The organism is Sphingobium algorifonticola, assembly GCF_004005485.1.
GTDB classification, from domain to species: Bacteria; Pseudomonadota; Alphaproteobacteria; order Sphingomonadales; family Sphingomonadaceae; genus Sphingobium; species Sphingobium algorifonticola.
Window position 1 is genome coordinate 184,053 of sequence record NZ_RZUL01000002.1, and the last position, 26,458, is coordinate 210,510.

Sequence of the window (26,458 nt, forward strand, 5' to 3'; positions counted from 1 at the left end):
CATGACCCCCATAAAGGGGTTTGCCGTTGTTTCATTCCGCCATGGCCTTGTTGCTGGCACCGATGAGTGCGTCCTTTGCGGATGCGCCCGTCATGCTGGCACAACTTGCGATCGAGCGGCGCGTCATCATCCGCGTGCCGCTGGTCGCACCGCCGCGCGCGGGCCGTCCTGCGCCGCCGCCGCCGGTGCCGCAGGAATGGGACGAGAAAAAGGGGCCCCGCTGCATTGCGATCCGGTCGATCCGGTCGGCGGCGCTCGGTGCCCGCAACAGCGTTGACCTGATCCTCACCAACAGCCAGCGATATCGTGCCCGCTTCGCAAAGCGGTGCCGCGCGGCGGACTTCTACGCCGGCTTCTATATCGAGCCGACCGCTGACGGCTCGCTGTGTGCCGGGCGGGATGACATTCAGGCGCGCAGCGGCATGGCCTGCGAAGTCGACAGCTTCCGGCGGCTGGTGCCCGATCGCTGAGGATCGAGGTTGCGGAGAATAGGGCGCTGCGGGGCCGGTATTTCTTGACAATCGGCCGGTATTTCCGCAAGGGCGAGCCAGCTTTGACATGGGGCGACGCACTGGTGCCTGCCTCCTTTATTCCGGACACATGAATGCATTTTGCCGATCTCGGCCTATCCGATGAATTGTTGAGGGCGGTCACGGAGGCCGGCTACGACACGCCCACGCCTATCCAGGCGCAGGCCATCCCCTCCGTCCTCATGATGAAGGACATCATCGGTATCGCCCAGACCGGGACCGGCAAGACCGCCAGTTTCGTGCTGCCGATGATCGACATTCTCGCCCACGGCCGCAGCCGCGCACGCATGCCGCGCTCGCTCATTCTGGAGCCGACCCGCGAACTCGCCGCGCAGGTCGCCGAAAACTTCGAGAAATACGGCAAATATCACAAGCTCTCTATGGCCTTGCTGATCGGCGGCGTATCGATGGGGGATCAACTGGCGGCGCTGGAAAAGGGCGTCGATGTGCTCATCGCGACGCCCGGTCGCCTGATGGACCTGTTCGGCCGCGGCAAGATCATGCTCAACGGCTGCTCGCTGCTGGTGATCGACGAAGCGGACCGGATGCTCGACATGGGGTTCATCCCCGACATCGAGGAAATCTGCACAAAGCTGCCCGCCCAACGGCAGACATTGCTGTTTTCCGCCACGATGCCGCCGGTCATCAAGAAACTGGCAGACAAGTTCTTGTCCAATCCCAAATCGATCGAAGTCGCGCGGCCCGCCTCCGCCAGCATCAACATCACGCAATGGCTGGTGAAGGTGGATGCGCGCAAGAAGCGCGACCGGCTGTACGCCATGCTGGAGGCGGAAGACGTCACCAACGCGATCATCTTCTGCAACCGCAAGACGACCGTGCGCGATCTCAACAAGGCATTGCAGCGCAGCGGTGTGCGGTCGAGCGAAATCCATGGCGACATGGACCAGGGTTCGCGCATTGCCGAGCTGGACCGGTTCAAGCGCGGCGACGTGAACGTGCTGGTCGCGTCCGACGTTGCGGCGCGGGGCCTCGACATCAAGGGCGTGAGCCATGTGTTCAATTTCGATGCGCCCTGGCATCCCGACGATTACGTCCACCGCATCGGCCGGACCGGGCGCGCGGGGGCCAAGGGCGTCGCCTACACCTTCGTCACCCCGGAAGATGCCGAGGCGCTGGATAATATCCAGAAGCTGATCGGCACGAAGATTCCGGTCTTCGGCGGGGCCGAGGAGACTGCGGACGCGATCGCCGCGCCTGCCGATAGCGAGGCGAAGGCAACCCCAGCCAAGCGCAAGCGCCCGCCGCGCAAGGCAAAGGCCGATGCACAGGAGGCTGTTGTCGAGCAGGAGCGCGCCGCCGCCATTCCTGCTCCCGCCCCCGCAAGACGGCCAGAGCCGCCCCGCGCGGAGCCTGCACGATCGGCCCCTGCGCCGCGCAGGCGCCATGCACAGGACGACGATGGCCCGGATGACGGCTGGAACGGCCCGATGCCGAGCTTCCTGGCTTTCGGCTTCAACAGCGACGCGGCCTGAATATCGCCGGGGACAGGGACTACAGGCCGCTCGCTGAAAACCCCGCCGTCACAGCTTTATCAGCATCTTGCCCATATTCGCGCCGCTGAACAGGCCCAGAAATGCATCGGGTGCCTGCTCCAGCCCGTCGAATATCGTATGCCGCGGCGTCACGTCCCCGCTCTTCAGCATCGCGCCCATGTCCGCCTGAAAAGCAGGGAGATCGGCCAGATGGTCCGAATAGAGGAAGCCTGCGATGCGGATGCGGTTGACGATGATCATCCGCGAAAAGTGGAGCGCCAGCGGGTTGGCGTCATTATAGCCGCCGATCATCCCGCAGATGGCGAAGCGGGCGTCCTTTGTGCTGCAGGCCAGCGCCGCATCCAGATGATCGCCGCCGACATTGTCGAAATAGACGTCGATGCGCCCGTCGATGTCTCGCGTCGCCTGCCGCAACTGGTCGAGCACCGGGCCAGCGCGATAATCGATCACCGCGTCCGCCCCCAACGCCTTCACCCACGCACATTTTTCCGCCCCGCCGGCCGATCCGATGACGGTCATGCCCTTGGCTTTCGCGATCTGCACGGCGATCGAGCCGACGGCTCCGGCGGCGGCGGACACGAAAACCCGGTCGCCCGCCTGCGCCTGCGCGACCTTCAGCAGGCCGATCCACGCCGTCGCCCCGGTCAGCCCCATGGCGTGCAGGAAGGATTCGAGCGGCACGTCGCTGTCGGGCAGCTTTACGGGCGTCAGCGCCTTGTCGACGATCGCCTCGTCGCGCCAGCCGCCCATGTGGAGCACCTTGTCGCCGACCGCAAAGCCCGGATGGCGGCTTTCGGTCACTTCGCCTGCCGCGCCGCCCGTCATCGGTGCATCGATGCCGAACGGCTCGACATAGCTTTTGCCCGCGTTCATCCGCCCGCGCATATAGGGATCGACCGAAAGCCAGCGATTGCGGACGCGGATTTCGCCTTCCTCCAGCGACCGTTCGGGCATGTCGCGCAAGGCGAAATGGGCGGCGGTGGGCAGGCCTTCGGGCCGCGACGTCAGGCACCATGCTCTGGCCATGTCATTCTCTCCTTGATGTGTGCGCCGTTCCCGCAGGGGCAATGCCGCTGGCGGATAATGGTTGCACCATAGAGCCGCTCAGGCCGAAGATGCACGACATAAAAGACCGTTGCACGGTGCCATTGCCTCGCTTATAGCCGGGCGCCTTGGGGCCGTAGCTCAGTTGGGAGAGCGCGTCGTTCGCAATGACGAGGTCAGCGGTTCGATCCCGCTCGGCTCCACCAGCTTGCTTGAAGTCCGGCGCTGGACCCCCCATTTTCCACGGTAACAGGATCGCGGGGACATTCCGTCTCGCACCGGGGCGAGGCTTCTGGTTGATGGCGCATGATGACGAGGATTTCCGGCGCGCGCGTGCCGTCCCCAGTGGCCGCATGGCCCGCTTTGGTGCGTTCGGTCGGCTGGCGGGCGGCGTTGCGGGCAATGTGCTGGCGCAGGGCGCGCGCAAGCTGGCTTCGGGTGAGCGGCCGCAATTGCGCGATCTGCTTCTGACGCCCGGTAATGCGAAGCGGCTGACCGATCAGTTGTCCAGCCTGCGCGGCGCGGCGATGAAGCTGGGGCAGATGATTTCGATGGACGCTGGCGACATGCTGCCGGCCGAACTGACCGAGATCATGGCCCGGCTGCGCGATCGCGCCTATCATATGCCCCCGGCGCAACTCAACACCGTGCTCACCGCCGCCTGGGGTCCGCAATGGCGGCAGCGCGTCGCCCATTTCGAGGCGCATCCGCTGGCGGCTGCATCGATCGGCCAGGTGCATCGCGCCACGCGCAAGGATGGCCGCATATTGGCGGTAAAGGTGCAATATCCCGGCGTGCGGGAAAGCATCGATGCCGATGTCGACAATGTCGCGACGCTGCTGCGCCTGTCCGGCCTGCTCCCGCGGGAAATCGACATCGCGCCGCTGTTGCGCGAAGCCAAGCGCCAGTTGCATGAAGAGGCCGACTATCTGCGCGAGGCCGAGCAGATGGGCCGCTATGCCAACTTGCTCGCCGACAATCCGCGCTTCGTCATTCCCGCCGCCGATCCGGCGCTGACGACCGAGCGGGTGCTCGCGATGGACTTCATCGAATCCGTGCCGATCGAACGCCTGGAAAGCGCGCCGCAGGCCGATCGGGATCAGGCGATGGCGCAGTTCATCGGCCTAGTGCTGCGGGAGCTGTTCACCTTCGGCTTCATGCAGACCGATCCCAATTTCGCCAATTTCCGGTATCAGCCCGAAAGCGGGCGGCTGGTGCTGCTGGATTTCGGGGCGGCGCGGCCTGTCGATCCGGCAGCGGCCGACGGCTATCGGCGGCTGGTACGGGCAGGGCTGGAGGGGGACCGCGCCGCCGTGCGGCAGGCGTCGCTTGACGTCGGGTTCCTCAAGCCGGCGATCCTGGAGCGGCATGGGCCGCTGATCGACCGGATGATCGACGTGATCCTGCATGAAACGCGCAAGACCGGGCTGTTCGACTTTGGCGATCGCGCCTTTGTGGGCGTATTGCGCGAACAGGGAGCGGCGGTCGCGGCTGATCGCGAGGCCTGGCACATACCGCCTGCGGAAACATTGTTCCTTCAGCGCAAGATCAGCGGCACGGCGCTGCTTGCGGCGCGTCTTAAAGCGCGCGTCGACGTGCGCGGCCTCGCGGAGCCATTCGTTTAGGCCCGCGCCACCGCGCTAGATCATGTCCTGACCGGTCAGGATCGGCAGTATGCCGGGGCAGGCGATGGCGACGGCGGCGTCGATCTCGACCGAAAGGACGTCCGCATGTGCACAGCCGCGACAATAAGGTCGTACAATTTGTCAAGCCAGGGCCGGGCCGATAAGGCGGATGAGATGACTGCCGCGCCTTCCTCCCCGCCGTCTCGCGATGCCGCCACGCTCATCGTTCTGCGTGACGGCGTAGAGGGCCAAGATGCCGACGGAGCGCCTCAAATCCTTATGGTGCAGCGTGCCGAAACCATGGCCTTCGCCGCCGGGGCGCTGGTCTTTCCCGGCGGCGCCGTCGACGCCGACGATCACCGGCTGGCGGCGCAATGGCATGGCGGCCTGCCCGTTGTCGAGGCGGCCGTGCGCATCGCGGCGATCCGGGAAACGCTGGAAGAAGCGGGGGTGGCGCCCGGGCTGATCGGGGCCGGACCGGCGATGCTGGCGGCGATGCGGGCGAATCTTCAGGCGGGCGCCGCCTTTTCGGCTCTCGTTCAGGATGCGGGCCTGACGCTCGACCTGTCAGCCCTCACGCCGTTTGCGCGCTGGCACCCGATTGCAGGCGCGAGCGTCCGGCGCATTTTCGACGCGCGATTCTATATCGCGCGGCACGATCCGGCAGCCGGCGTCGCCAGCGTGGATGCGACCGAGCATGTCGCCCTGTTCTGGGCGAGTGCCCGTGCAGTGCTCGACCGGTGCGTGTCTGGCGGTCATCATATTCTCTATCCGACTCGCCGCAATCTGGAGCGGCTGGCGCAGTTTACCTCCATCGCCGCGATCCTCGACCATGCCCGCGCGCTGCCGGTGGAAAAGATCGTGCCGTGGGTGGAGGAACGCGCCGATGGCGCTTATCTCTGCATACCCGGCCATCTGGGCTATCCGGTCACCGCCGAACCGATCGAAAGCGCCATGCGGAGCTGATGGTGCGCCGTGTCTATCGTCTTGTGCGCGGACTGATCTGGCTTGTGCTGGCCGCCGCTGCGGGGCTGTCGCTTTATGCGCTGTCCCGTGCCCGGCCGCAGGACATGCCCTGGACGCCGCTCGATCTGGCGCAGCCCGTGGGCCTTTTTACCGGGCGCAAGCTGGCGGCGCTGACGCAGGATTATCCTGGCTGCCGCGCGGCGCTCGACCGGGCCGGTATCGCCTATGTCGCGCTGGGTCCACGCGGGGCGGGGCAGTGCGCGCATGGCGATGCGGTCCGCTTGCGGCCAAACGCCGGGGCCATCGCGCTGTCACCCGGAGACGTCGCACCATCCTGCCCGGTGGCCGCCGCCCTCAAATTATGGGAATGGCACGTCGTCGAAACTGCCGCGCAGCGGATCTACGGGCAGGGGGTGCGTCAGATAGAAACGCTGGGCAGTTTCAACTGCCGCCGCATGTACGGACGCAGCGCCGGGCGTTTCAGCGAGCATGCGACCGCAGACGCCATCGACATTGCCGGGTTCGTGCTGACCGACGGACGCCGTGTGCGGGTGGTGGGCGACTGGTCGGGAACGGACCGCGACGCCCTGTTCCTGCGCGCCGTCCGCGACGGGGCATGCGATCTGTTCGCGACGGTGCTGTCGCCGGACTATAATGCCGCCCATGCCGACCATTTCCACCTCGATCAGGCGGAACGTGGCGCCATGGGCGGGCGCATATGCCGCTAGCCAGCCGGTGTCAGTTTCAGCAGCCTGCCCTGTGATCCGCTGCCGCCGTCTTCCAGCACCCACAAGGCACCGTCCGGTCCCTGTTCGGCTTCGCGGATGCGCGCGCCCATGTCCCACTGGTCGGCTTTGGTGGCGCTGGTACCATCGATCTTCACCCGGATAAGCGCCTTGCTGGAAAGGCCGCCGATGAACAGCGATCCCTTCCATGCGGGGAACATCGCGCCATTGTAATAGGCCAGGCCGCCAGGCGAAATCGCCGGATTCCACCAGAGCTTGGGCGGTTCGTAACCGTCGCTGGCGCTGTGATCGGGAATGTCGCGGCCGTCATAATGATCGCCGTTGGATACGGCAGGATAGCCATAATTCAGGCCGGGCTTGATGAGGTTTACTTCGTCGCCGCCCTTCGGCCCCATTTCCTGTTCCCAAAGCTGCCCCTTGTCATCGAAGGCGATGCCCAGAAGGTTGCGATGGCCATAGGACCAGACCGCCGGATGGAAACCCCTGGCCGCCAGCGGATTGCCTGCGGCCGGGGTGCCGTCCCGGTTGAGGCGCAGCACTTTGCCCAATGTCGCCTTGGGGTCTTGCGCGGGATCGAACTTCTGCCGCTCGCCATTGGTGAAGAACAGATATTTGCCATCCGGCGAAAAGGCGATGCGGCCGGAATAATGGCCGTTGCCCGAAACATAGGGTGTTGCCCGAAAGATGATTTTCACATTGTCCAGCATCGCCTTGCCGTCGCTTGCCTGCGCGAAACTGCCGGTGGCGAGCGCCACGCCCTTGCCGTCCGCGCCGGCTTCCGAAAAGCTGAAATAGACGGTCTTGTCCCGCGCGAAGTCAGGGGAAAGGACCACATCCATCAATCCGCCCTGACCGGCGCTATCAACCGTCGGGATGCCCGCCACCGGGATTTTCGTGCCGTTCTTCGGATCGAACAGCAGCATTTCGCCCTTTTTCTCCGTCACCAGCATGCGCCCGTCGGGCAGGAAGGTCATGGCCCAGGGGGCATCGAAATCGGCGATCGTGGCGGTCTTGAACGGCTTGGGCGTTTCCTGGCTGTTGGCGGCCCCGCCCCCCGCGCAGGCCAGCAGCGCGAATGGAAGGGCAAAGCTCAAGGGGGACTGGCGCATGGAACGATACTCCGGATGCTGGTGATGCAGGTGCAGGGTACAGCCGGAAATGCCCGTGCGCAAATAAGGTTGCCTTGGTCCTCTCATCTGCCTATATCGCAGTTCGCTTCCTTACATCGTTACACATGCAAGGGTCGGCCCGGACGGGTGCGGCGGCAACAAGCCTTCATGGTTTCAATGCGGAGTTTCGATGGCGGATATCGCTGCCCTGACACAGATGATTGCGCCGGAGGTGAAGGCCTTGGGCTTCGATCTCGTGCGGGTAAAGCTGTTCGGGTCGGGCGACGACCGCACGCTTCAGATCATGGCCGAAAATCCGGTGACGCGACAACTGGTGATCGAGGATTGCGCCGCCATTTCCCGCCGCCTGTCCGATCTGCTGGACGAGACTGACCCGATCGAGGACGCCTATCGCCTCGAAGTCAGCTCGCCGGGCATCGACCGTCCGCTCACGCGCCCGCACGACTATGACGACTGGAAGGGCCATGAAACCCGCATCACCGTCGAGGAAGCGGTGGAAGGTCGCAAGACGCTCAAGGGTATCCTCAAGGGGATCGAAGGCGATATCGTCCATCTGGTCGATGCCAAGGTCGGCCGGGTGGAGATTCCCCTCGTCAACATCACCAGCGCGAAGCTGGTGCTGACCGACGCACTCATTTCTGCTACCATGCCGCTGTCCTCCGAGGGCGCGGACGAGATCGAAACGGAAGGATAAGTTTCAGCCATGGCCAACGCCATTTCCGCCAACAAGGCCGAACTGATCGCGATCGCCAACTCGGTCGCATCGGAAAAGATGATCGACAAGGCGATCGTCATCGAAGCGATGGAGGACGCGATCCAGCGCGCCGCGCGCGCCCGCTATGGTGCGGAAAACGACATTCGTGCCAAGCTTGATCCCGACAGCGGCGATCTGCGTCTGTGGCGTGTTGTCGAAGTGGTCGAGGCGGTCGAGGATTATTTCAAGCAAGTCGATCTGAAAGCGGCCCAGAAGCTTCAACCCGGCGCGACCGTCGGCGACTTCATCGTCGACCCACTGCCCGCCATCGATCTGGGCCGCATCGACGCGCAGTCCGCCAAGCAGGTCATCTTCCAGAAGGTCCGCGATGCGGAGCGGGAGCGCCAGCATGAAGAGTTCAAGGATCGCGTCGGCGAAATCATCACCGGCGTGGTCAAGTCGGTCGAGTTCGGCCACGTCGTCGTCAATCTGGGGCGGGCCGAAGGCGTCATCCGCCGCGATCAGCAGATCCCGCGGGAAGTCGTCCGCGTGGGCGATCGCATCCGCTCGATCATCCTCAATGTCCGCCGGGAAAATCGCGGGCCGCAGATTTTCCTGTCCCGCGCGCATCCCGACTTCATGAAAAAGCTGTTCGCGCAGGAAGTGCCCGAAATCTACGACGGCATCATTGAGATCAAGGCGGCCGCGCGCGATCCGGGCAGCCGCGCGAAGATCGGCGTCATCAGCCGCGACAGCAGCATCGACCCGGTCGGTGCCTGCGTCGGCATGAAAGGCAGCCGCGTGCAGGCCGTCGTGCAGGAAATGCAGGGTGAAAAGATCGACATCATCCCCTGGTCGGAAGATACCGCGACATTCGTCGTCAATGCGCTTCAGCCCGCGACCGTCAGCCGCGTCGTCATCGACGAGGACGAAAGCCGCATCGAAGTGGTGGTGCCCGACGATCAGTTGTCGCTGGCCATTGGCCGCCGCGGCCAGAATGTGCGCCTCGCCAGCCAGCTTACCGGCTCTGCGATCGACATCATGACCGAGGCGGACGCCAGCGAAAAGCGCCAGAAGGAGTTCGTGCAGCGGTCCGAGCTGTTCCAGAACGAGCTGGACGTCGATGAAACGCTTTCGCAGCTTCTGGTGGCCGAGGGCTTCGGGGAGCTGGAGGAAGTCGCCTATGTCGCGATCGACGAGCTAGCCAGCATCGAAGGCTTCGATGATGAGCTCGCCGAGGAACTGCAAAGCCGCGCGCTCGAGGCGCTGGAGCGTCGCGAGGCGACTGCGCGCGAGGAACGGCGCGGCATGGGCGTGGAAGATGCGCTTGCCGAAATGCCGCATCTCTCCGAAGCGATGCTGGTGACCCTCGGCAAGGCGGGCATCAAGACGCTGGACGATCTCGCCGATCTCGCCACCGATGAGCTGATTGCCAAGAAGCGCGTGGATGCGCGTCGTCGCGGCAAGGAAAGCGTCGAGGACAAGGGCGGCATATTGGCCGAATATGGCCTGAGCGACGAGCAGGGCAACGAAATCATCATGGCCGCCCGCGCGCACTGGTTCGAGGATGAAGCTACCGATGTTGGGGAGGACGCTGTTGCGGAAACCCCCCAATGACACGCTAAGCGTTGAACTGACGACGACGGTAATCCTCCCCTGGAAGGGGAGGGGAACCGCCGCGAAGCGGTGGTGGAGGGGTATCACCCTCTCGATAGCGGGGACACCCCTCCGTCAGGCTTCGCCTGCCACCTCCCCTTGCAGGGGAGGATTTTTGTCATGACTGAACGCCGCTGCATCCTCTCGGGCGATCGTGCCGATCCCGATGGACTCGTGCGTCTGGCGCTCGGCCCCGATGGTCAGGTTGCGGTCGATCCGCGTGCCAAGGCGCCCGGTCGTGGCGCATGGATCGGTGTCTCGCGCGCCGAGCTGGAAAAGGCCTTTGCCAAAGGCAAGCTGAAGGGCGCGCTCGTCCGCGCGTTCAAGACAAGCGATATTGCCATTCCCGACGATCTGCCCGAACGGATCGACACGGCCCTGCGCGATGCTCTGCTCGACCGGCTGGGGCTGGAGGCGAAGGCATCGATGCTGCTGACCGGATCGGCCAAGATCGAGGATGCCGCGCGCCGCGGGCAGGTGACGCAGCTTTATCATGCTGCCGATGCGCGGCCCGACGGCAGTCGCAAGCTCGATCAGGCATGGCGCGTGGGTGAAGATGCCGAAGGCAGTGACAAGGCCGGGATTGTCTTGCCCGTCGGTCGCGACGCCCTATCTAAGGCGATGGGACGCGAAAATGTCGTCCACATCGCCGTTACCGACCAGAAGGCCGCCGCCCGGCTGCACAGCGCCCTTGGGCGCTGGCAAAGCTATCTCGGATGCGCTAATGCGGCGCCTTCGCGCGCGGTCACCCCCTTGTCGGGGGCAGATACCGCCGCTTTGGGCGTTCCGGCCGATCAGAATCAGGAATTGGCCTGCGAACTGGATGGTTCGCGCGCCCAGATGACGCAAGTGAAGGGTTAAGTTCAGTCAATGAGTGACAGCAAGGAAGACAAGCCGACTCTGGGCCGCAAGCCGCTTGGTATCAAGCGCACGGTCGAGTCCGGCCAGGTGCAGCAGAGTTTCAGCCACGGCCGCAAGAATACGGTCGTCGTCGAAGTGAAGCGGCGCCGCCTCATTGGCAAGCCGGGTGAAGCGCCGGTCGCAACACCCGAACCCGAAGTCGCGCCTGCACCCGTCGCGCAGGCGCCGCGCCCGGCCCCTGCCGCGCCGCCGCCGCGCCCTAATCCCGGCAACAGCCTGATGTCCCGCCAGGAATTGCAGGCCAAGCTGCTGCGCGAGGCCGAAGAGGCGCGGATGCAGGCGCAGGAAGATGCGCGGCGTCGCGAGGAAGCCGCGCGTCTGGCGGCGATCGAGGAAGAAAAGCGCAAGGCCGAACAGCCTGCCGATGCACCGACGCAGGCTGATACGCCCGCCGTGGCACAGGCGGCGCCCCCGCCCGCCGTCGAAGCGACCGAAGACAGCGCGCCCGCCCCCGCCACGGAAGCCGCGCCCGGTGATGCGAACGCCGTTGCCGCGCCGCCACCGCCGCGCCGCTTTACCCCGGTGACCCCGGCCAAGCGGCCAGAACCGGCGAAGCCCGACCGGGCGAAGCGCGGTGTCGACGATCGCCGTCAGTCCGGCAAGCTGACCGTGACGAAGGCTCTGGCCGATGACGACAGCGCCCGTGCGCGCAGCCTCGCCGCGCTGAAGCGCGCGCGCGAAAAGGAACGCCGCGCGCATGGCGGTGGCCGCCAGCAGGTGCGTGAAAAGCAGAGCCGCGACGTCGTGGTGCCCGAAAGCATCACCATTCAGGAACTTGCCAACCGCATGGCCGAAAAGGGCGCGGATCTGGTGAAGGCGCTGTTCAAGATGGGCACGCCGGTGACGATCAACGAAGTGATCGATCAGGATACGGCCGAGCTGCTGGTCGAGGAGTTCGGTCACCGCATCCAGCGCGTATCCGATTCCGACGTGGAACTGGGCATCGAGGGCGACGACGATGCGCCCGAGACGCTGAAGAGCCGTGCACCGGTAGTCACGATCATGGGCCATGTCGATCATGGCAAGACGTCGCTGCTCGACGCCTTGCGCGGCACCAATGTCGTGTCCGGCGAAAGCGGTGGCATCACGCAGCACATCGGCGCCTATCAGGTGAAGACCAAAAACGGCGATGTCATTACGTTCCTGGACACGCCGGGCCATGAGGCGTTCAGCGAGATGCGCGCGCGTGGCGCGAACGTGACCGACATCGTCATTCTGGTGGTGGCCGCCGACGACGGGCTGATGCCGCAGACGATCGAGGCGATCAATCACACCAAGGCGGCCGGCGTGCCGATGATCGTGGCGATCAACAAGATCGACAAGCCCGAAGCCAATGCCCAGAAGGTGCGTGAGCGCCTGCTGAGCGAGGAAGTGGTGGTCGAGGACATGGGCGGCGACGTGCAGGATGTTCAGGTCTCTGCGCTCAAGCGCACGGGTCTTGACGAACTGATCGAAAAGGTATTGCTCCAGGCCGAACTGCTTGAGCTGGGGGCCAATCCCGATCGGCCCGCCGAAGGCAATGTCATCGAGGCAAAGCTCGACAAGGGCCGCGGTCCGGTGGCCACCGTGCTGGTGCGCAAGGGTACGCTCAAGGTCGGCGATACGTTCGTCGTCGGCGCGGAAAGCGGCAAGGTGCGCGCGATGGTCAACGACAAGGGCCAGAATGTCAAAGTCGCCGGTCCCTCGACACCGGTCGAGGTGCTTGGTCTGTCGGGCGTGCCGATGGCGGGCGATCAGCTTTCCGTCGTCGAGAACGAGGCGCGCGCCCGCGAAGTTGCGGCCTATCGCGCCGAACAGAAGACGCGCAAGCGCACGACATCGGCACCGACCAGCTTTGAACATATGTTCTCGGCGCTCAACACGACCGTCATCGAATATCCGGTGGTGGTGAAGGGCGATGTGCAGGGATCGGTCGAAGCGATCGTCACGGCGCTCACGCGCGCGTCGACCGACGAGATCAAGGTGCGCGTGCTCCACAGCGGCGTCGGCGCGATCACCGAAAGCGATGTGACGCTGGCGGCCGCCAGCCGCGCGCCGCTGATCGGGTTCAACGTGCGCCCCAATGCGAAGGCACGGGCACTGGCCGAACGCGACAAGGTGTCGCTGCGCTATTATGACGTGATCTACGACCTCATAGAGGAAGTGAAGAACGAAATGGCGGGCCAGCTTGCGCCCGAACGCATCGAAACCATCGTCGGCCGTGCCGAGGTGCTTCAGGTGTTCCCGGCTGGCAAGAAGGACAAGGCCGCTGGTCTGCTCGTGCTCGACGGCATCATCCGCAAGGGCCTCAGTGCGCGCCTCACGCGCGAGGATGTCATCGTCTCCAAGACGACGATCGCCTCGCTCCGCCGCTTCAAGGACGATGTGTCCGAAGTGCGCGCAGGGATGGAGTGCGGCGCGGTGCTGAGCGAGACCAACGACATCAAGCCGGGCGATACGCTCGAACTGTTCGAAGTCGAGGAACGCGCACGGACGTTGTGACAGGAATGTTTGCAAAAACGAAACTTTATTGACGGTCCGGCTGTTTGGAAATAAGATATTCAAATGGATGTCCGCTTTTCTAAAACAGCCGGGCGCGCATTGCTTCGTTCCAACAAGCGGTTGCTGATTCGTCAGAAAATCGATGAACTGGCCAACGATCCCCTGTCGCTCAGTGCCAATGTCAAGAAGTTGCAGGGGCGTCCGGAGTATCGACTGCGCATACAGGACTGGCGTATCCTGTTTCGGATCGAAGGCGATATTCTCTGGATCGACGATATCGCGCCGCGCGGCTCGGCTTATGAGGTAAACCCATGACAGTTCAGATTGTCGAAGTTTCCGGCCAGAAATTGGCGATGTTGCCGATCGAGGACTATCAGCGCCTTGTTGATATTGCCGAAGACAAGCATGACGTGATTGCTGCGGAAATGGCCGAACAGCGCCGTACTGCCGGAGAAGAATATCTGCCGGCGGAGGTGCTGGATCGCATCATGAACGGCGAAAGTGCGCTGCGCGTCTGGCGGAAGCACCGGGGCATGACATTGGAACAACTGGCTGAACGGACAGGTGCCCGGAAGTCGATGTTGTCGACGATTGAAAACGGAAAGGCGCAAGGCAAGCCTTCGCTTTGGCGGGCATTGGCGGAGGTGCTGGATGTATCGACCGACGATATCCTGCCTTTGAATTGATATATGGCCGCGAACACCCCAACCGAAGGCCCGTCCGTCCGCGTCCTGCGCGTGGGTGAGCAGGTGCGTCACATTCTCTCGGAGATACTGGCGCGGGGCGACGTGCATGACGATGTGCTGGCGAAGCATGTCGTCAGCGTCACCGAAGTGCGCATGTCGCCGGACCTGCGTCACGCCACCGCGTTCATCAAGCCGCTGCTCGGCAAGGAAGAGGAGGCCGTGCTGAAGGCATTGCGCACCAACACCGCCTATCTCCAGCGCGAAGTGGCGCGCCGCACGAAGCTCAAATATGCCGCGAAGATCAAGTTTCTGGCCGATGAGAGCTTCGACGAAGGCAGCCGCATCGATACGCTTCTGCGCGCACCCAAAGTCGTTCAGGATCTCGCGAAGGATGAGGAATAGAAATCAGGTATTTCAGCAGCATATGATGCTTGCTATCGTGGTTATTGTTGCGACCACCATTATGGCCCTTGTCATCGGCATTGCCGCATCAAAGCGACATGAGGAAGACAGGAAATTATTGATTCAGCAGACGCTGAACATATTTGCTGCCAGGCCCCAGGAACGAGGGTTATTATGGTGCATACATCCCATCTTGGCAGGCAGCGGTCGGGCGATATCAACCCAGTGGTTGCTGCGTGGTCAAAGTTTTGGGCGAAGAGAGACGTGTCGCACCATTATTCGCCTTCACGAGCCGAAATTCTATGGTCCTAATGCAATCGTCAAGTTCAATTTCGATTGCGGTCCTGTCTGCGGCAGTAGTGGATACATGTCCTTCTATCGAAGAAAAGGGCAATGGCACTTGTATCGACGTTTCACGCTTGGATTTGGATAATGCGTTGACATTCATACAGGTAAGACGCATCTTACCTGCATGAATGCGCAGACCAAAGTGTCAGGTAAAGGCCAGGTTGTGATCCCGAAGGAAACGCGGGATCGCTACGGTATCGATGCGGGCAGTGTTCTCGACGTGATCGAGATGTCGGATGGATTCTTTTTGCGACCGCATCGGTCCAAAAAAAGTGGTCGATCCTTTGATGAAATAATGGCGGATATTCGCAGCATTTACCAACATCAGGGACCGCCTGTGTCGATAGAGGATATGAATGCGAGCATTGATGAGATGTTTCGGAACCGCGATCGCTCATCTGACATATGATTACGGCTGTGGACACGAATGTTATTCTCCGCGCTCTTACACGTGACGATCCAGCCCAAGCAGCGATAGCGACAGAGATACTACGCCTGGAGTTTACGCTATCGGCTACGGTCTTGCTGGAAACCGAGTGGGTATTGCATGCCAGCTATGGGTGGTCGAAGGCATCGATAGCCAAGGCATTTCGGAATCTGCTCGACATGTCGCAACTCGTCGATGCACCCGCTGGAATGGATTGGGTGCTGACGCGTTACGAAAACGGTGCCGATTTTGCTGACATGATGCATCTGTGCGAGGCGAAGGGTGCATCACGCTTTGTTACATTTGACAAAAAGATCAAGAAGTATGCCGGAGATGATCCGCCGCTACGCGTTGAAACATTGACGGCCTGAACACCCTAGAATGGCCAAGCTCTATTTCTATTATTCCTCGATGAATGCCGGGAAGTCGACGACCCTGCTTCAGTCCAGCTTCAACTATCGGGAGCGGGGCATGGCGACGATGCTGTGGACCGCTGCGCTGGACGATCGCTATGGCACGGGCCAGATCACCTCGCGGATCGGACTGGAGGCGGATGCCCACGTCTTTGATCCGGACATCGACATGCGCGAAGCGATCCTGGCGGACCATGAACGCGCGCCCATTGCGTGCGTGCTGGTGGACGAGGCGCAGTTCCTGACGGCTGACCAGGTGCATCAACTCGCCCGCATCTGCGACGAAGGCGGCATTCCGGTGCTCTGCTATGGGCTGCGCACCGATTTCCGCGGCGCTCTGTTCGAAGGGAGCGCGCATCTCCTGGGCCTTGCCGACTCGCTCAATGAGATCAAGGCGGTCTGCGCATGCGGGCGCAAGGCGACGATGAACCTGCGGGTTGATGCTGACGGCCGGGCAGTCCAGGACGGGGCGCAGACGCAGATCGGCGGCAACGACAGTTATATCGCGCTGTGTCGTCGGCATTTCATGGCGCGCCTGCGGGATGGCGCGGCATGATCGACGTGGACGCGTTGATCGCGCCGATCACGGCCGCGGACATTGCGATGACCCAGCTGGTAGAGGCGGACCGCGAAGCCTTGCGGGCCATCTGCCCGGTCGATGATCCCGTGTGGGATATCTATCCGATCCGGCTCGCGGGTGTCGACTTCGACGCCGGGTTCGAAGCCATTGTCGGCAATCCGGGCCGCTATCCTTTCGCGATCCGGGTGGATCGCGCCCTCGTCGGCATTTCGGGCTATCTGAACGTCGAACCGGTCAGTGGCGTTGCGGAGATCGGCGGCACCTATATGACGCCGTCGGCACGCGGCACGGGTCTGAACGGGCGCATCAAGCCGCTGCTGCTCGATCGCGCCTTTGCCAGCGGCGTGCAGCGCGTCGAGTTTCGCATCGATGCGCGCAACGGACGGTCGCTGCGCGCGGTCGAAAAGCTGGGCGCGGTGCGCGAGGGTGTGTTGCGGCGGCATCGCCGCACCTGGACGGGGCATATCCGCGATACCGTTATGCTGTCGATCCTGCGCGAGGAATGGGCGGCGTCATGCTCCACGGCTGGCTGATTCTCGACAAGCCGCGGGGTCTGGGATCGACGCAGGCGGTATCCGCCGTCAAACGTGCGTTGCGGGAAGCGGGCGAACCGAAGACCAAGGTCGGCCATGGCGGCACGCTCGATCCGCTGGCGCAGGGGGTTCTGCCGATCGCGCTGGGCGAGGCGACCAAGCTCGCCGGACGGATGCTCGACAGCGACAAGATCTATGATTTCACCGTCGGCTTCGGCGTCGAGACTGATACGCTCGACATGGAAGGTGCGGCCATTGCGCACAGCGACGTGCGACCGACGCTGGCCGAGGTGGAAGCGATATTGCCTCGGTTCACCGGACCGATCGAACAGGTGCCGCCAGCCTATTCCGCTATCCTGATCGACGGGCAGCGCGCCTATGATCGCGCGCGCGCGGGTGAGGCGGTCGAGATGAAACGGCGGGCAGTGACGGTTTATGGGCTTGTACCATCCCCCACCCCCCACCCCTCCCCTGAAGGGGAGGGGAGCAAGAAGCCCCTCCCCTTCAGGGGAGGGGTGGGGGATGACACGCCCTTGGAGGAAATCACGCTCACCGCGCATGTCTCCAAGGGCACCTATATCCGCAGCCTCGCCCGCGACATTGCCCATGCGCTTGGCACCGTGGGCCATGTCACTTATCTGCGCCGCACGAAAGCGGGGCCGTTCCGGGCGGATACCGCGATTTCGCTGGACAAACTGGGGCAGGCTGCTAAGGCCCGCTCCATCGCGCAGCTGTTGCTGCCGTTGACAGCGGGGCTGGACGACATCCCGGCTCTGGCTGTCACCCCCGATCAGGCTGCTGCCCTGCAACAGGGCCGAACGCTGACCGGGATAGCCGCATCCCCCGGCCTTTATCTTGCGCAGCGCGGGACAATTCCCGTCGCGCTGGTTGAGGCGGTAGACGATATCGTCAGGGTGGTTCGCGGTTTTAACCTGATGTCGAAGGAAGAAGACGCATGACGATCACGGCCGAGCGCAAGGAAGCGCTCATCAAGGAATATGCCCGCGCCGAAGGCGACACGGGTTCCCCCGAAGTCCAGGTATCGATCCTGACCGAGCGGATCACGAACCTGACCGAACATTTCAAGTCGCACCACAAGGATAATCACAGCCGTCGTGGCTTGCTGATGCTGGTGAACAAGCGTCGCAGCCTGCTGGACTATCTCAAGAAGAAGGATCAGGCCCGCTATACCGACCTGATCGGAAAGCTTGGGCTGCGCAAGTAACCCACTCGTTCGGCCCGCTTCGGCGGGCCGTTTACGTTTGGGGTCATCCCCGCGCAGGCGGGGGTCAAGACTTTAGGGCATCATGTTCCGCCCTGGACTGCGGCTTTCGCCGGAGGACGAATGGAACATCAGGCCGCTTCGCAATAAGGTGAAGCGGCTACGGGGCAGGAAAAACGCCCCACACCGCTGCGCGCGGGATGTGCGCGCAAACAGGCCCCGCCATGCAATAGGGCATCGCGGGCGAAGGAAATGACATATGTTCGACGTAAAGAAAGTGGAAATCGAGCTGGGCGGAAAGACCCTCACGCTCGAAACGGGTCGTATTGCGCGTCAGGCTGACGGCGCGGTGCTGGCCACCTATGGCGAAACCGTGGTGCTGTGCGCCGTGACCGCCGCCAAATCGGTGAAGGAAGGGCAGGATTTCTTCCCGCTCACCGTGCACTATCAGGAAAAGTTTTCGGCCGCCGGACGCATTCCGGGCGGCTTCTTCAAGCGGGAACGCGGCGCGACGGAGAAGGAAACGCTGGTTTCCCGCCTCATCGACCGCCCCGTCCGTCCGCTGTTCCCGGAAGGCTTCTACAACGAAATCAACGTGATCGCGCAAGTGCTCTCGTTCGATGGCGAAAGCGAGCCTGACATCGTTGCGATGATCGCGGCGTCGGCGGCGCTCACCATTTCGGGTGTGCCTTTCATGGGGCCGATCGGCGCGGCGCGCGTCGGCTACAAGGATGGCGAATACAGCCTCAACCCGTCGATGGACGACGTGAAGGCGGGCGAACTGGATCTGGTCGTTGCCGCCACGCATGACGCGGTCATGATGGTCGAATCCGAAGCGAAGGAGCTTTCGGAAGACGTCATGCTCGGCGCGGTCGGTTTTGCGCATGACGCCTGCAAGAAAGTCGTCGAAGCGATCATCAAGCTGGCGGAAAAGGCTGCCAAGGATCCTTGGGAAATGGCGGCACAGGCGGACCTGTCGGCCGCGAAGCAGAAGCTGCGCGATCTGATCGGCGCGGATATTGCCGCTGCCTACAAGATCACTGACAAGTCGGCCCGCTCCGGTGCGCTGAACGAAGCGCGGGCCAAGGCCAAGGCCGCATTTGCCGATGCGACGCCGCAGGACCAGATGGCCGCGCAGAAGCTGATGAAGAAGCTGGAAGCGGAAATCGTGCGTGGCGCTATCCTGAAGGATGGCACCCGTATCGACGGGCGCACCACCACGCAGATCCGTCCGATCGAGGCGATGGTCGGCTTCCTGCCGCGCACGCACGGGTCGGCGCTGTTCACGCGCGGTGAAACCCAGTCGATCTGCACTACCACGCTGGGCACAAAAGACAGCGAGCAGATGATCGACGGCCTGACGGGTCTGTCCTACGAAAACTTCATGCTGCACTACAACTTCCCGCCCTATTCGGTTGGTGAAGTGGGCCGCTTCGGCGCGCCGGGTCGTCGGGAAGTGGGGCATGGCAAGCTCGCATGGCGCGCGCTGCACCCCGTGCTGCCCAGCAAGGACGAGTTCCCCTACACGATCCGCGTCCTCTCCGACATCACCGAGTCGAACGGTTCGTCGTCGATGGCGACGGTGTGCGGCGGCTCGCTGTCGATGATGGATGCGGGCGTGCCGCTCAAGCGCCCCGTCTCCGGCATCGCCATGGGTCTGATTCTGGAAGGCAAGGACTTCGCCGTCCTGTCCGACATATTGGGCGATGAAGATCATCTGGGTGACATGGACTTCAAGGTCGCCGGCACTTCTGCAGGCATCACCACGATGCAGATGGACATCAAGATCGCCGGCATCACCGAAGAGATCATGCGCAAGGCGCTGGACCAGGCGAAGGAAGGCCGCGCGCACATCCTGGGCGAAATGGCCAAGGCGCTCGACAGCACCCGGACCGAACTGTCCGCACATGCGCCGCGTATCGAGACCTTGCAGATCGACAAGTCGAAGATCCGCGAAGTCATCGGCACAGGCGGCAAGGTGATCCGTGAAATCGTCGCGGAAACCGGCGCGAAGGTCGATATCGACGACGAAGGTCTCATCAAGATCAGCTCGTCCGACGTTAACCAGATCGAAGCGGCGCGCAAGTGGATCCTGGGCATCACCCAGGAAGCGGAAGTCGGTAAGATCTATGACGGCAAGGTCGTCAACATGGTCGATTTCGGTGCGTTCGTGAACTTCATGGGCGGCAAGGACGGTCTTGTCCATGTGTCCGAAATCCGCGCCGAACGCGTGGAGAAGGTGTCCGACGTCCTGAAGGAAGGGCAGGAAGTCAAGGTCAAGGTTCTGGAAATCGATCCACGCGGCAAGGTGCGCCTGTCGATGCGCGTCGTCGATCAGGAAACCGGCGCCGAGCTGGAAGACACCCGGCCGGCGCGTGAACCGCGCAGCGACCGCGGTGATCGGGGTGATCGCGGCGATCGTGGTCCCCGTCGCGAAGGCGGCGACCGCAATCGGCGCGACCGCGGTGGCCGTGACGGTGGTGGCCGGGGCGATCGTGGTCCCCGTGCGGATGGCGGATCGGCCAAGGACGACGGCGAACCCGGCGGCCTGCCTGATTTTCTGACGCAGGACTGACCATGGCGCGATTCGCCCTTGGGGGCGAATCGACGACACGCATGCAAAAGGCCGCCCGGGATTCGGGCGGCCTTTTCATTTCGGCGCGGAAACAGCTCCCGCCACACTGTTTGCTTGATCGAGGTTAGTGCGCGGGCGTAACGACCTGTTATGGGAAAGCTCGCCTGCAAGGGCTTGGGCCAAAGCCCCAGAGAGGCACATGCGACGGATGAATGCGCGTTTTATTGAGCGGTTGCCGCTCGCCGGGGTACATCCCGCGCTCGCCTATCTGGCGACAGCGGGATTGTGCCTCATCGCGCTCGCCCTGCGTCTGGTCGCAGACCCGGTGCTGGCCAGCGGCTATCCTTATGTCAGCTTCTTTCCGGCAGTCGTCATTGCCGCCTTCCTGTTCGGGCGCAGCGCGGCGGTGCTCGCCGGGGTGCTCTGCTGGCTGATGGCATGGTATTTCTTCATTCCCCCGGCCGGCGTGTTCAAGTTCAACGGAAATATCGCAGTTTCGTTCATATTCTACCTGCTGGTCGTCGTGATCGATATCGCCCTCATCCACTGGATGCAGCTTGCCAATACCAAGCTGGCCGAAGAGCGCGCGCGCGGTGCCGCGCTGGCGGAACATCGGGAGATGTTGTTTCGCGAATTGCAGCATCGCGTGTCCAACAATCTGCAGGTCGCGGCCGCGCTCATGGCGCTGCAACGGCGCAACATCGACCATCCCGGCGCGCGCAAGGCGCTCGACGAAGCGTCGCATCGCCTGTCGCTGATCGGCAAGATCAGCCGTGCCCTCTACGACCCCACCGGGCAGCGCCTTTCGGTGCATTCCTTCGTGGAAACGCTCGCCAGCGACATATTGGAAGCCAACGGCCGCAATGATGTCCGTATCGAGATGGCGATCGCGCCGGATGTTGCGATGGACCCGGACTCGGCCATTCCCTTCGCGCTGATCATGGCGGAGGCGATTGCCAACGCGCTGGAACATGCCTTCGCCGATGACAGGGGCGGGTGCATCCGCATCACCATCACCGGGGATGAAGGGCTTACGCTCGACATTGTCGACGATGGGTGCGGCCTGCCGGATGGCTTTGCGCTGGAAAACAGCGGAAGCCTGGGCCTGCGCATCGCCGCAACGCTGGCACAGCAGCTGGGCGGCACGTTTCGCCTCAGCAATGCGGAAACCGGCGGTGTCCGCGCGCATCTTGCCATTCCCGCCGCGGCGTGACGGGGCCGCGCCGGTCCGCATCGCGATCGGCAATCTCTCGCTTGGCGCGGGGGTGCGGCTGGGCTATGACCCATCGCCTATGTACAGATATTCGATAAAGTTCGCGCTGGCGATCGCCGCCGTTGCCACACTCGGCGCCTGTTCCACCAGCAAGAACAAGGCCGATACGCTCTATGTCGCGCGCGATGTGTCCACGCTCTACAATGCGGGCAAGTACCGGCTTGATCGCGGCCAATTCAAGTTGGCTGCCGCGCTGTTCGACGAAGTGGAACGGCAGCATCCCTATTCGCCCTGGGCGCGCCGGGCGCAGTTGATGGCGGCATTCAGCTACTACATGAACAGCGATTATAACGAGGCGATTCAGGGCGCACAGCGTTTCCTGTCGATCCATCCGGGTAACAAGGATGCGCCTTACGCCTATTATCTCATTTCCCTGTGCTATTACGAACAGATCGCCGATGTGACCCGCGACCAGAAGATCACGCAGCAGGCGCTGGATTCGCTGGGCGAGCTTATTCGCCGCTATCCCGGCAGCCGCTATGCCGCCGACGCGCGGCTGAAGGTCGATCTGGTCAACGACCATCTGGCCGGCAAGGAAATGGAACTGGGGCGTTTCTATCAGCGGCGCGGCCAATGGCTTGCGGCCACCTTGCGCTTCCGTACCGTCATCGATCGCTATCAGACCACGACCCACGCGCCGGAGGCGCTCGAGCGCCTCGTCGAGAGCTATCTTTCGCTCGGCCTGCCCGAGGAAGCGAAGAAGGCAGCGGCCGTACTCGGCGCCAACTATCCCGGTTCGAAATGGTATGAGCGATCGTACAAGCTCATCGAGGCGCATCCGCCCAAGGCGTGATACGGGGCATGTTCCCCTTTTGTGTCAGAAGGGGTAATGACGGCGCATGCTGACGCATCTTTCCATCCGCAATGTCGTGCTGATCGCGGCGCTGGATCTGTCCTTTGGTCCGGGTCTCGGTGTGCTGACGGGGGAAACGGGCGCGGGCAAATCGATCCTGCTCGATTCGCTGGGGCTGGCGCTGGGCGCGCGGGCGGACACCGGCCTCGTTCGGCAGGGGGAGGCGCAGGCGAGCGTTACGGCGACGTTCGATGAACCCCCAGCCGGGCATCCCGTTCGCACGCTGCTGATCGACAATGATCTGGCGCTGGAACAGGGCGAACCGCTGCTTATCCGCCGCACCCTGAAAGCCGATGGCGGCAGCCGCGCGTTCATCAACGATCAGCCATGTTCTGCCGCGCTGTTGCGCGAAGTGGGGGCAATGCTGGTCGAGATTCACGGGCAGCATGATGATCGCGGCCTGCTGAACCCGCGCGGCCATCGTGCGCTGCTCGACGCCTTCGGACGGTGCGATACCGCTGCGGTCGCCCTCGCGCATGCGGCATGGCGCGCGGCGGAAGCGGCACTGGCAGAGGCGCGGGAGACCGTCGCCAGTGCGGCGCGCGACCGCGACTATCTGGACCATGCTGTGGCGGAGCTTGCCGCCTTCGCGCCCGAACCTGGGGAAGAGGCGCACCTCGCGGGGGAACGCGCGACCATGCAGAAAGGCGCGCGGCTGACCGATGATCTCGCCGCCGTCACGACGTTCCTCGATGGCTCCGAAGGCGGCCTTGCCCAGTTGCGGCAGGCTGCGCGGCGGCTGGATCGGATCGCGGAGGATCACCCGCTGCTGGCCGAGGCGCTTGCCGCCCTCGACCGCGCCGTCATCGAGGCAAGCGAGGCGGAGGAGCATCTTGCCCGTGCGCACGAGGCGCTGACCTTCGATCCCGCCCGCCTCGATGGCATGGAAACCCGCCTGTTCGATCTGCGCGCGCTGGCCCGCAAGCATCAGGTGCAGCCGGACGATCTGGCCGCGTTGCAGGCGGAGATGACTGCCCGCCTCCAGATGATCGACGCAGGCGAGGAAGGGCTTGCCGCGCTGGAGGCTGACCTGGCGGTAAAGGCCGCAGCCTATGCGCAGGCTGCGCAGACGCTGACGGCACAGCGCATCGCTGCCGCCGCGCGCCTTGATGCCGCCGTCGCTGCGGAGCTTGCGCCGCTCAAGCTGGATGCCGCCCGTTTCCGCACCGCGATCGCCCCGCTCGACGAAGCGCAATGGGGTCCGCAAGGCGCGGACCGTGTGGAGTTCGAGATCTCCACAAACCCCGGCGCGCCTTTCGCCCCGCTGGTGAAAATTGCGTCCGGCGGCGAACTCTCCCGCTTCATCCTCGCGCTGAAAGTCGCGCTGGCGCAGGAAGGCGGCGCGGACACGATGATCTTCGACGAAATCGACCGGGGCGTCGGCGGCGCAGTCGCCAGCGCGATTGGCGATCGCCTCGCACGTCTGTCGCAGGGGAGCCAGCTTCTGGTCGTCACCCACAGCCCGCAAGTCGCCGCGCGCGGGGCGAGCCATATGCTGATCGCCAAATCCAGCGAAGGCACCGTCACCCGCACCGGCGTCCGCCCGCTGGACGACGCGGAACGGCGGGAGGAAATCGCCCGGATGCTGTCGGGCGCGGAAATTACCGTAGAGGCACGCGCGCAGGCCGGGCGGCTGCTGGAGAGGGTGTGATGCCGTCGATATCCGACATGACCGAACCCGAAGCCGCCAATCGCCTGATGCGGCTGGCGAAGCTGATTGCGCATCACAATGCGCGCTATCATGCCGAGGATGCGCCGGAGATCAGCGACGCGGACTATGATGCGCTGGTGCGGGAGAATAATGCGCTGGAGGCGGCATTCCCGCATTTGATCCGCGCGGACAGCCCCAACCGCCAGGTCGGCGCGTCGGTGGAAGCGTCGCCGCTGGCCAAGGTCGCGCATGAAAAGCGGATGATGAGCCTCGACAATGCCTTTGACGATGGCGAGGTGACCGAGTTCGTCGCGCGCGTGCGGCGCTATCTGGCGCTCGATCCCGATGCGCCGGTAGCCATGACGGCGGAGGACAAGATCGACGGGCTGTCGCTCTCCATCCGTTACGAGAACCGCACGCTCAAACAGGCGGCGACGCGTGGGGACGGGCAAGTGGGCGAGGATGTGACCGCCAATGTCCGCCACATCGCGGACATTCCTCAGACCTTGCCCGACGACGCGCCGGACATTTTCGAAGTACGCGGTGAAGTCTATATGGCGAAAGCGGATTTCGTGGCCCTTAACGCCCGGCTGATGGACCAGGCGCAGGCCGCTGCCGAAGCGAAGGGCGAAGTGTTCGATCCCGAAACCGTCCGCCAGTTCGCCAATCCGCGCAATGCCGCCGCCGGATCGCTGCGGCAGAAGGACGCCAGCGTCACTGCGTCTCGGCCCTTGCGCTTTCTGGCCCACGGCTGGGGTGCGTACTCCGCGCTACCCGCCGACACCCAGGTGGGCGTGATGCAGGCGATCGGCCGCTGGGGTTTCCCGCTGTCGGCACATCTCAGGCGATTCGAGGATGTGGCGGCGCTGCTCGTCCATTATCGCGGCATCGAGGCGCTGCGGGCGGACCTGCCCTATGACATCGACGGGGTGGTCTATAAAGTCGATCGGCTCGACTGGCAGGACCGGCTGGGCTTCGTCGCCAAGGCCCCGCGCTGGGCGATCGCGCACAAGTTTCCCGCCGAGCGCGCGCAGACGGACCTGATCGCCATCGATATTCAGGTGGGGCGCACGGGCAAGCTGACGCCGGTCGGGCGGCTGACGCCGGTAACGGTCGGTGGCGTCGTCGTTTCCAATGTCACGCTGCACAATCGCGACGAAATCGCGCGGCTGGGTGTCCGCCCCGGCGACCGGGTGGTCGTGCAGCGCGCGGGTGACGTGATTCCGCAGGTGGTGGAGAATCTGACACGGGAGGAGCCGCGCGATCCCTATGTCTTTCCCGATCATTGTCCGGCCTGCGGGTCCGAAGCCGTGGCGGCCGACGGCGAAGTCGACGTCCGCTGCACCGGCGGCCTCATCTGCCCGGCCCAGCGGATCGAGCGGCTGCGGCATTTCGTGTCGCGCGTCGCGCTCGACATCGACGGGCTGGGGGAAAAGACGATCCGGGCGTTTTTCGACCTGGGCTGGCTGGAAAGCCCCGCCGACATTTTCCGGCTGAAAGCGCATCGCGCGGACTTGCTGGGCATGGAAGGGTGGAAGGAAAAGTCGGTCGACAATCTGATTGCCGCGATCGAGGCGCGGCGGCAGCCCGATGCCGCGCGGCTGCTCTTCGCGCTCGGCATCCGGCATATTGGCGCAGTGACGGCGCGCGATCTGATGAAGGCATTCGGCAATTTGCCTGCCCTGCGCCTGGCGACGGAGCGCGCGCGGGCGGGGGATGCGGCGGCCTTGGCGGACCTTACCGCGATCGACGGCGTCGGCCCGGCGGTGGTGGAGGCGCTGGGTGACTTCTTCCACGAGGCGCATAATGTCGCAGTGTGGGACGATCTGCTGTCCGAAGTCTCACCGCCGCCTTATGTCGTCGAGACACGCGCCAGCAGCGTGACCGGCAAGACGATCGTGTTCACCGGCAAGCTGGAGACGATGAGCCGCGACGAAGCCAAGGCGCAGGCGGAGGCACTGGGCGCGAAAGCGGCGGGATCGGTCAGTGCGAAAACCGACCTTATCGTCGCGGGGCCGGGTGCGGGATCGAAGCTGAAGAAAGCCGCCGAGCTGGGCATTGCGGTGATCGACGAGGCGCAGTGGGCGGAAATCGTGCGGGGCGGGTGATCCTCCCTCAGCCTCTCTTTTCCACTCTCCGTTCGGTTCGAGCTTGTCGAGAACGTCGGGCAGGGTTCTCGACAAGCTCG

At 63.8% G+C, this 26,458-nt stretch carries 26 protein-coding genes and 1 tRNA gene; 25 read left to right on the forward strand and 2 right to left on the reverse strand.

The features are described from left to right. Nucleotides 1-41: 41 nt before the first annotated feature. Together ENE74_RS05945 and ENE74_RS05950 are read left to right on the forward strand one after the other, a co-directional pair. Nucleotides 42-470, forward strand: a complete 429-nt coding sequence (locus ENE74_RS05945; protein WP_241241854.1) for a hypothetical protein — start codon at nucleotides 42-44, stop codon at nucleotides 468-470. 134 nt (nucleotides 471-604) lie between these two features. Continuing rightward, nucleotides 605-2,023, forward strand: coding sequence for a DEAD/DEAH box helicase (locus ENE74_RS05950; RefSeq protein WP_127689845.1), 1,419 nt, complete (start codon nucleotides 605-607; stop codon nucleotides 2,021-2,023). 48 nt (nucleotides 2,024-2,071) lie between these two features. On the opposite strand, the gene ENE74_RS05955 is transcribed toward ENE74_RS05950, so the two are convergent. After that, nucleotides 2,072-3,070 (reverse strand): NADP-dependent oxidoreductase, encoded by a 999-nt coding sequence (locus tag ENE74_RS05955; protein WP_127689847.1) that lies wholly within the window; start codon nucleotides 3,068-3,070, stop codon nucleotides 2,072-2,074. A 148-nt stretch (nucleotides 3,071-3,218) separates the two neighbouring features. Here ENE74_RS05955 and ENE74_RS05960 point away from each other — a divergent pair. The 4 genes from ENE74_RS05960 to ENE74_RS05975 all read left to right on the forward strand — a co-directional run bounded on the left by ENE74_RS05960 (nucleotide 3,219) and on the right by ENE74_RS05975 (nucleotide 6,407). Further along, a tRNA-Ala gene (locus ENE74_RS05960) sits at nucleotides 3,219-3,294 on the forward strand. A 93-nt stretch (nucleotides 3,295-3,387) separates the two neighbouring features. Beyond that, a complete protein-coding gene (locus ENE74_RS05965; RefSeq protein ID WP_127689849.1) occupies nucleotides 3,388-4,713 on the forward strand; it encodes an ABC1 kinase family protein in 1,326 nt (441 codons plus the stop codon). 174 nt (nucleotides 4,714-4,887) lie between these two features. Then, entirely contained in the window at nucleotides 4,888-5,679 is a 792-nt protein-coding gene (locus ENE74_RS05970; protein ID WP_127689851.1) for an NUDIX hydrolase, read from the forward strand. A 2-nt stretch (nucleotides 5,680-5,681) separates the two neighbouring features. Beyond that, nucleotides 5,682-6,407: an extensin-like domain-containing protein gene (locus ENE74_RS05975; RefSeq protein ID WP_127690558.1), complete on the forward strand. Its 726-nt coding sequence runs from the start codon at nucleotides 5,682-5,684 to the stop codon at nucleotides 6,405-6,407. Here the strand turns inward: ENE74_RS05975 and ENE74_RS05980 are convergent. After that, entirely contained in the window at nucleotides 6,404-7,534 is a 1,131-nt protein-coding gene (locus ENE74_RS05980; RefSeq protein ID WP_127689853.1) for a PQQ-dependent sugar dehydrogenase, read from the reverse strand. The genes ENE74_RS05975 and ENE74_RS05980 overlap by 4 nt on opposite strands. Before the next feature lie 190 nt (nucleotides 7,535-7,724). On the opposite strand from ENE74_RS05980, the gene rimP reads away from it, so the two are divergent. From rimP to ligA, 19 genes are all read left to right on the forward strand, one after another. Further along, nucleotides 7,725-8,249 (forward strand): ribosome maturation protein RimP, encoded by a 525-nt coding sequence (gene rimP / locus ENE74_RS05985; RefSeq protein WP_127689855.1) that lies wholly within the window; start codon nucleotides 7,725-7,727, stop codon nucleotides 8,247-8,249. A gap of 9 nt (nucleotides 8,250-8,258) precedes the next feature. Continuing rightward, entirely contained in the window at nucleotides 8,259-9,866 is a 1,608-nt protein-coding gene (gene nusA, locus ENE74_RS05990; protein ID WP_127689857.1) for a transcription termination factor NusA, read from the forward strand. 159 nt (nucleotides 9,867-10,025) lie between these two features. Further along, a complete protein-coding gene (locus ENE74_RS05995; protein ID WP_127689859.1) occupies nucleotides 10,026-10,766 on the forward strand; it encodes a DUF448 domain-containing protein in 741 nt (246 codons plus the stop codon). 9 nt (nucleotides 10,767-10,775) lie between these two features. Next, nucleotides 10,776-13,307 carry a translation initiation factor IF-2 gene (infB, locus tag ENE74_RS06000; RefSeq protein ID WP_127689861.1) on the forward strand — a complete coding sequence of 844 codons (2,532 nt, stop codon included), beginning with the start codon at nucleotides 10,776-10,778 and terminating at the stop codon, nucleotides 13,305-13,307. A 63-nt stretch (nucleotides 13,308-13,370) separates the two neighbouring features. Then, entirely contained in the window at nucleotides 13,371-13,622 is a 252-nt protein-coding gene (locus tag ENE74_RS06005) for a type II toxin-antitoxin system RelE family toxin (protein ID WP_127689863.1), read from the forward strand. 38 nt (nucleotides 13,623-13,660) lie between these two features. Next, nucleotides 13,661-13,993, forward strand: a complete 333-nt coding sequence (locus ENE74_RS06010; RefSeq protein ID WP_241241913.1) for a helix-turn-helix domain-containing protein — start codon at nucleotides 13,661-13,663, stop codon at nucleotides 13,991-13,993. 3 nt (nucleotides 13,994-13,996) lie between these two features. Continuing rightward, entirely contained in the window at nucleotides 13,997-14,395 is a 399-nt protein-coding gene (rbfA, locus tag ENE74_RS06015; protein ID WP_127689867.1) for a 30S ribosome-binding factor RbfA, read from the forward strand. Between the two features lie 22 nt (nucleotides 14,396-14,417). Then, a complete protein-coding gene (locus tag ENE74_RS06020) occupies nucleotides 14,418-14,828 on the forward strand; it encodes a hypothetical protein (protein ID WP_127689869.1) in 411 nt (136 codons plus the stop codon). Nucleotides 14,829-14,867: 39 nt separating this feature from the next. Then, entirely contained in the window at nucleotides 14,868-15,152 is a 285-nt protein-coding gene (locus ENE74_RS06025; protein WP_127689871.1) for an AbrB/MazE/SpoVT family DNA-binding domain-containing protein, read from the forward strand. Further along, complete coding sequence (locus tag ENE74_RS06030; protein WP_127689873.1) at nucleotides 15,149-15,541, forward strand: type II toxin-antitoxin system VapC family toxin; 393 nt, start codon at nucleotides 15,149-15,151, stop codon at nucleotides 15,539-15,541. Before ENE74_RS06025 ends, ENE74_RS06030 begins: the two co-directional genes overlap by 4 nt. A gap of 10 nt (nucleotides 15,542-15,551) precedes the next feature. After that, entirely contained in the window at nucleotides 15,552-16,139 is a 588-nt protein-coding gene (locus ENE74_RS06035; protein WP_127689875.1) for a thymidine kinase, read from the forward strand. Beyond that, nucleotides 16,136-16,696: a GNAT family N-acetyltransferase gene (locus ENE74_RS06040; RefSeq protein WP_206517655.1), complete on the forward strand. Its 561-nt coding sequence runs from the start codon at nucleotides 16,136-16,138 to the stop codon at nucleotides 16,694-16,696. The genes ENE74_RS06035 and ENE74_RS06040 overlap by 4 nt, the downstream gene beginning before the upstream one ends. Continuing rightward, on the forward strand, nucleotides 16,678-17,655 hold the full coding sequence (truB, locus tag ENE74_RS06045; RefSeq protein ID WP_420902564.1) for a tRNA pseudouridine(55) synthase TruB: 978 nt from the start codon (nucleotides 16,678-16,680) through the stop codon (nucleotides 17,653-17,655). Before ENE74_RS06040 ends, truB begins: the two co-directional genes overlap by 19 nt. Continuing rightward, a complete protein-coding gene (gene rpsO, locus ENE74_RS06050; protein ID WP_127689879.1) occupies nucleotides 17,652-17,921 on the forward strand; it encodes a 30S ribosomal protein S15 in 270 nt (89 codons plus the stop codon). The genes truB and rpsO overlap by 4 nt, the downstream gene beginning before the upstream one ends. A gap of 256 nt (nucleotides 17,922-18,177) precedes the next feature. After that, nucleotides 18,178-20,493, forward strand: a complete 2,316-nt coding sequence (gene pnp, locus ENE74_RS06055) for a polyribonucleotide nucleotidyltransferase (RefSeq protein ID WP_127689881.1) — start codon at nucleotides 18,178-18,180, stop codon at nucleotides 20,491-20,493. A gap of 208 nt (nucleotides 20,494-20,701) precedes the next feature. Next, nucleotides 20,702-21,706: a sensor histidine kinase gene (locus ENE74_RS06060; protein ID WP_338142981.1), complete on the forward strand. Its 1,005-nt coding sequence runs from the start codon at nucleotides 20,702-20,704 to the stop codon at nucleotides 21,704-21,706. 79 nt (nucleotides 21,707-21,785) lie between these two features. Further along, nucleotides 21,786-22,559, forward strand: a complete 774-nt coding sequence (locus tag ENE74_RS06065; protein ID WP_127690560.1) for an outer membrane protein assembly factor BamD — start codon at nucleotides 21,786-21,788, stop codon at nucleotides 22,557-22,559. Nucleotides 22,560-22,605: 46 nt separating this feature from the next. Next, a complete protein-coding gene (recN, locus tag ENE74_RS06070; protein WP_127689885.1) occupies nucleotides 22,606-24,270 on the forward strand; it encodes a DNA repair protein RecN in 1,665 nt (554 codons plus the stop codon). Beyond that, entirely contained in the window at nucleotides 24,270-26,378 is a 2,109-nt protein-coding gene (ligA, locus tag ENE74_RS06075) for an NAD-dependent DNA ligase LigA (protein ID WP_127689887.1), read from the forward strand. Before recN ends, ligA begins: the two co-directional genes overlap by 1 nt. The last annotated feature ends 80 nt before the right edge of the window (nucleotides 26,379-26,458 follow it).

What these genes read in the sequence shown, in the direction of transcription:
- ENE74_RS05980 (WP_127689853.1), bottom strand. Translation starts at nt 7,534, where the DNA reads ATGCGCCAGTCCCCCTTGAGCTTTGCCCTTCCATTCGCGCTGCTGGCC.
- ENE74_RS06010 (WP_241241913.1), top strand. Translation starts at nt 13,661, where the DNA reads ATGTTGCCGATCGAGGACTATCAGCGCCTTGTTGATATTGCCGAAGAC.
- ENE74_RS06035 (WP_127689875.1), top strand. Translation starts at nt 15,552, where the DNA reads ATGGCCAAGCTCTATTTCTATTATTCCTCGATGAATGCCGGGAAGTCG.
- truB (WP_420902564.1), top strand. Translation starts at nt 16,678, where the DNA reads ATGCTCCACGGCTGGCTGATTCTCGACAAGCCGCGGGGTCTGGGATCG.
- recN (WP_127689885.1), top strand. Translation starts at nt 22,606, where the DNA reads ATGCTGACGCATCTTTCCATCCGCAATGTCGTGCTGATCGCGGCGCTG.
- ligA (WP_127689887.1), top strand. Translation starts at nt 24,270, where the DNA reads ATGCCGTCGATATCCGACATGACCGAACCCGAAGCCGCCAATCGCCTG.
- ENE74_RS06005 (WP_127689863.1), top strand. Translation starts at nt 13,371, where the DNA reads ATGGATGTCCGCTTTTCTAAAACAGCCGGGCGCGCATTGCTTCGTTCC.
- ENE74_RS06025 (WP_127689871.1), top strand. Translation starts at nt 14,868, where the DNA reads ATGAATGCGCAGACCAAAGTGTCAGGTAAAGGCCAGGTTGTGATCCCG.
- ENE74_RS05965 (WP_127689849.1), top strand. Translation starts at nt 3,388, where the DNA reads ATGGCGCATGATGACGAGGATTTCCGGCGCGCGCGTGCCGTCCCCAGT.
- ENE74_RS05995 (WP_127689859.1), top strand. Translation starts at nt 10,026, where the DNA reads ATGACTGAACGCCGCTGCATCCTCTCGGGCGATCGTGCCGATCCCGAT.
- ENE74_RS05955 (WP_127689847.1), bottom strand. Translation starts at nt 3,070, where the DNA reads ATGGCCAGAGCATGGTGCCTGACGTCGCGGCCCGAAGGCCTGCCCACC.
- ENE74_RS06065 (WP_127690560.1), top strand. Translation starts at nt 21,786, where the DNA reads ATGTACAGATATTCGATAAAGTTCGCGCTGGCGATCGCCGCCGTTGCC.
- ENE74_RS06020 (WP_127689869.1), top strand. Translation starts at nt 14,418, where the DNA reads ATGATGCTTGCTATCGTGGTTATTGTTGCGACCACCATTATGGCCCTT.
- ENE74_RS05945 (WP_241241854.1), top strand. Translation starts at nt 42, where the DNA reads ATGGCCTTGTTGCTGGCACCGATGAGTGCGTCCTTTGCGGATGCGCCC.
- pnp (WP_127689881.1), top strand. Translation starts at nt 18,178, where the DNA reads ATGTTCGACGTAAAGAAAGTGGAAATCGAGCTGGGCGGAAAGACCCTC.
- ENE74_RS06030 (WP_127689873.1), top strand. Translation starts at nt 15,149, where the DNA reads ATGATTACGGCTGTGGACACGAATGTTATTCTCCGCGCTCTTACACGT.
- ENE74_RS06040 (WP_206517655.1), top strand. Translation starts at nt 16,136, where the DNA reads ATGATCGACGTGGACGCGTTGATCGCGCCGATCACGGCCGCGGACATT.
- rimP (WP_127689855.1), top strand. Translation starts at nt 7,725, where the DNA reads ATGGCGGATATCGCTGCCCTGACACAGATGATTGCGCCGGAGGTGAAG.
- rbfA (WP_127689867.1), top strand. Translation starts at nt 13,997, where the DNA reads ATGGCCGCGAACACCCCAACCGAAGGCCCGTCCGTCCGCGTCCTGCGC.
- ENE74_RS05970 (WP_127689851.1), top strand. Translation starts at nt 4,888, where the DNA reads ATGACTGCCGCGCCTTCCTCCCCGCCGTCTCGCGATGCCGCCACGCTC.
- nusA (WP_127689857.1), top strand. Translation starts at nt 8,259, where the DNA reads ATGGCCAACGCCATTTCCGCCAACAAGGCCGAACTGATCGCGATCGCC.
- rpsO (WP_127689879.1), top strand. Translation starts at nt 17,652, where the DNA reads ATGACGATCACGGCCGAGCGCAAGGAAGCGCTCATCAAGGAATATGCC.
- ENE74_RS05950 (WP_127689845.1), top strand. Translation starts at nt 605, where the DNA reads ATGCATTTTGCCGATCTCGGCCTATCCGATGAATTGTTGAGGGCGGTC.
- infB (WP_127689861.1), top strand. Translation starts at nt 10,776, where the DNA reads ATGAGTGACAGCAAGGAAGACAAGCCGACTCTGGGCCGCAAGCCGCTT.
- ENE74_RS06060 (WP_338142981.1), top strand. Translation starts at nt 20,702, where the DNA reads ATGAATGCGCGTTTTATTGAGCGGTTGCCGCTCGCCGGGGTACATCCC.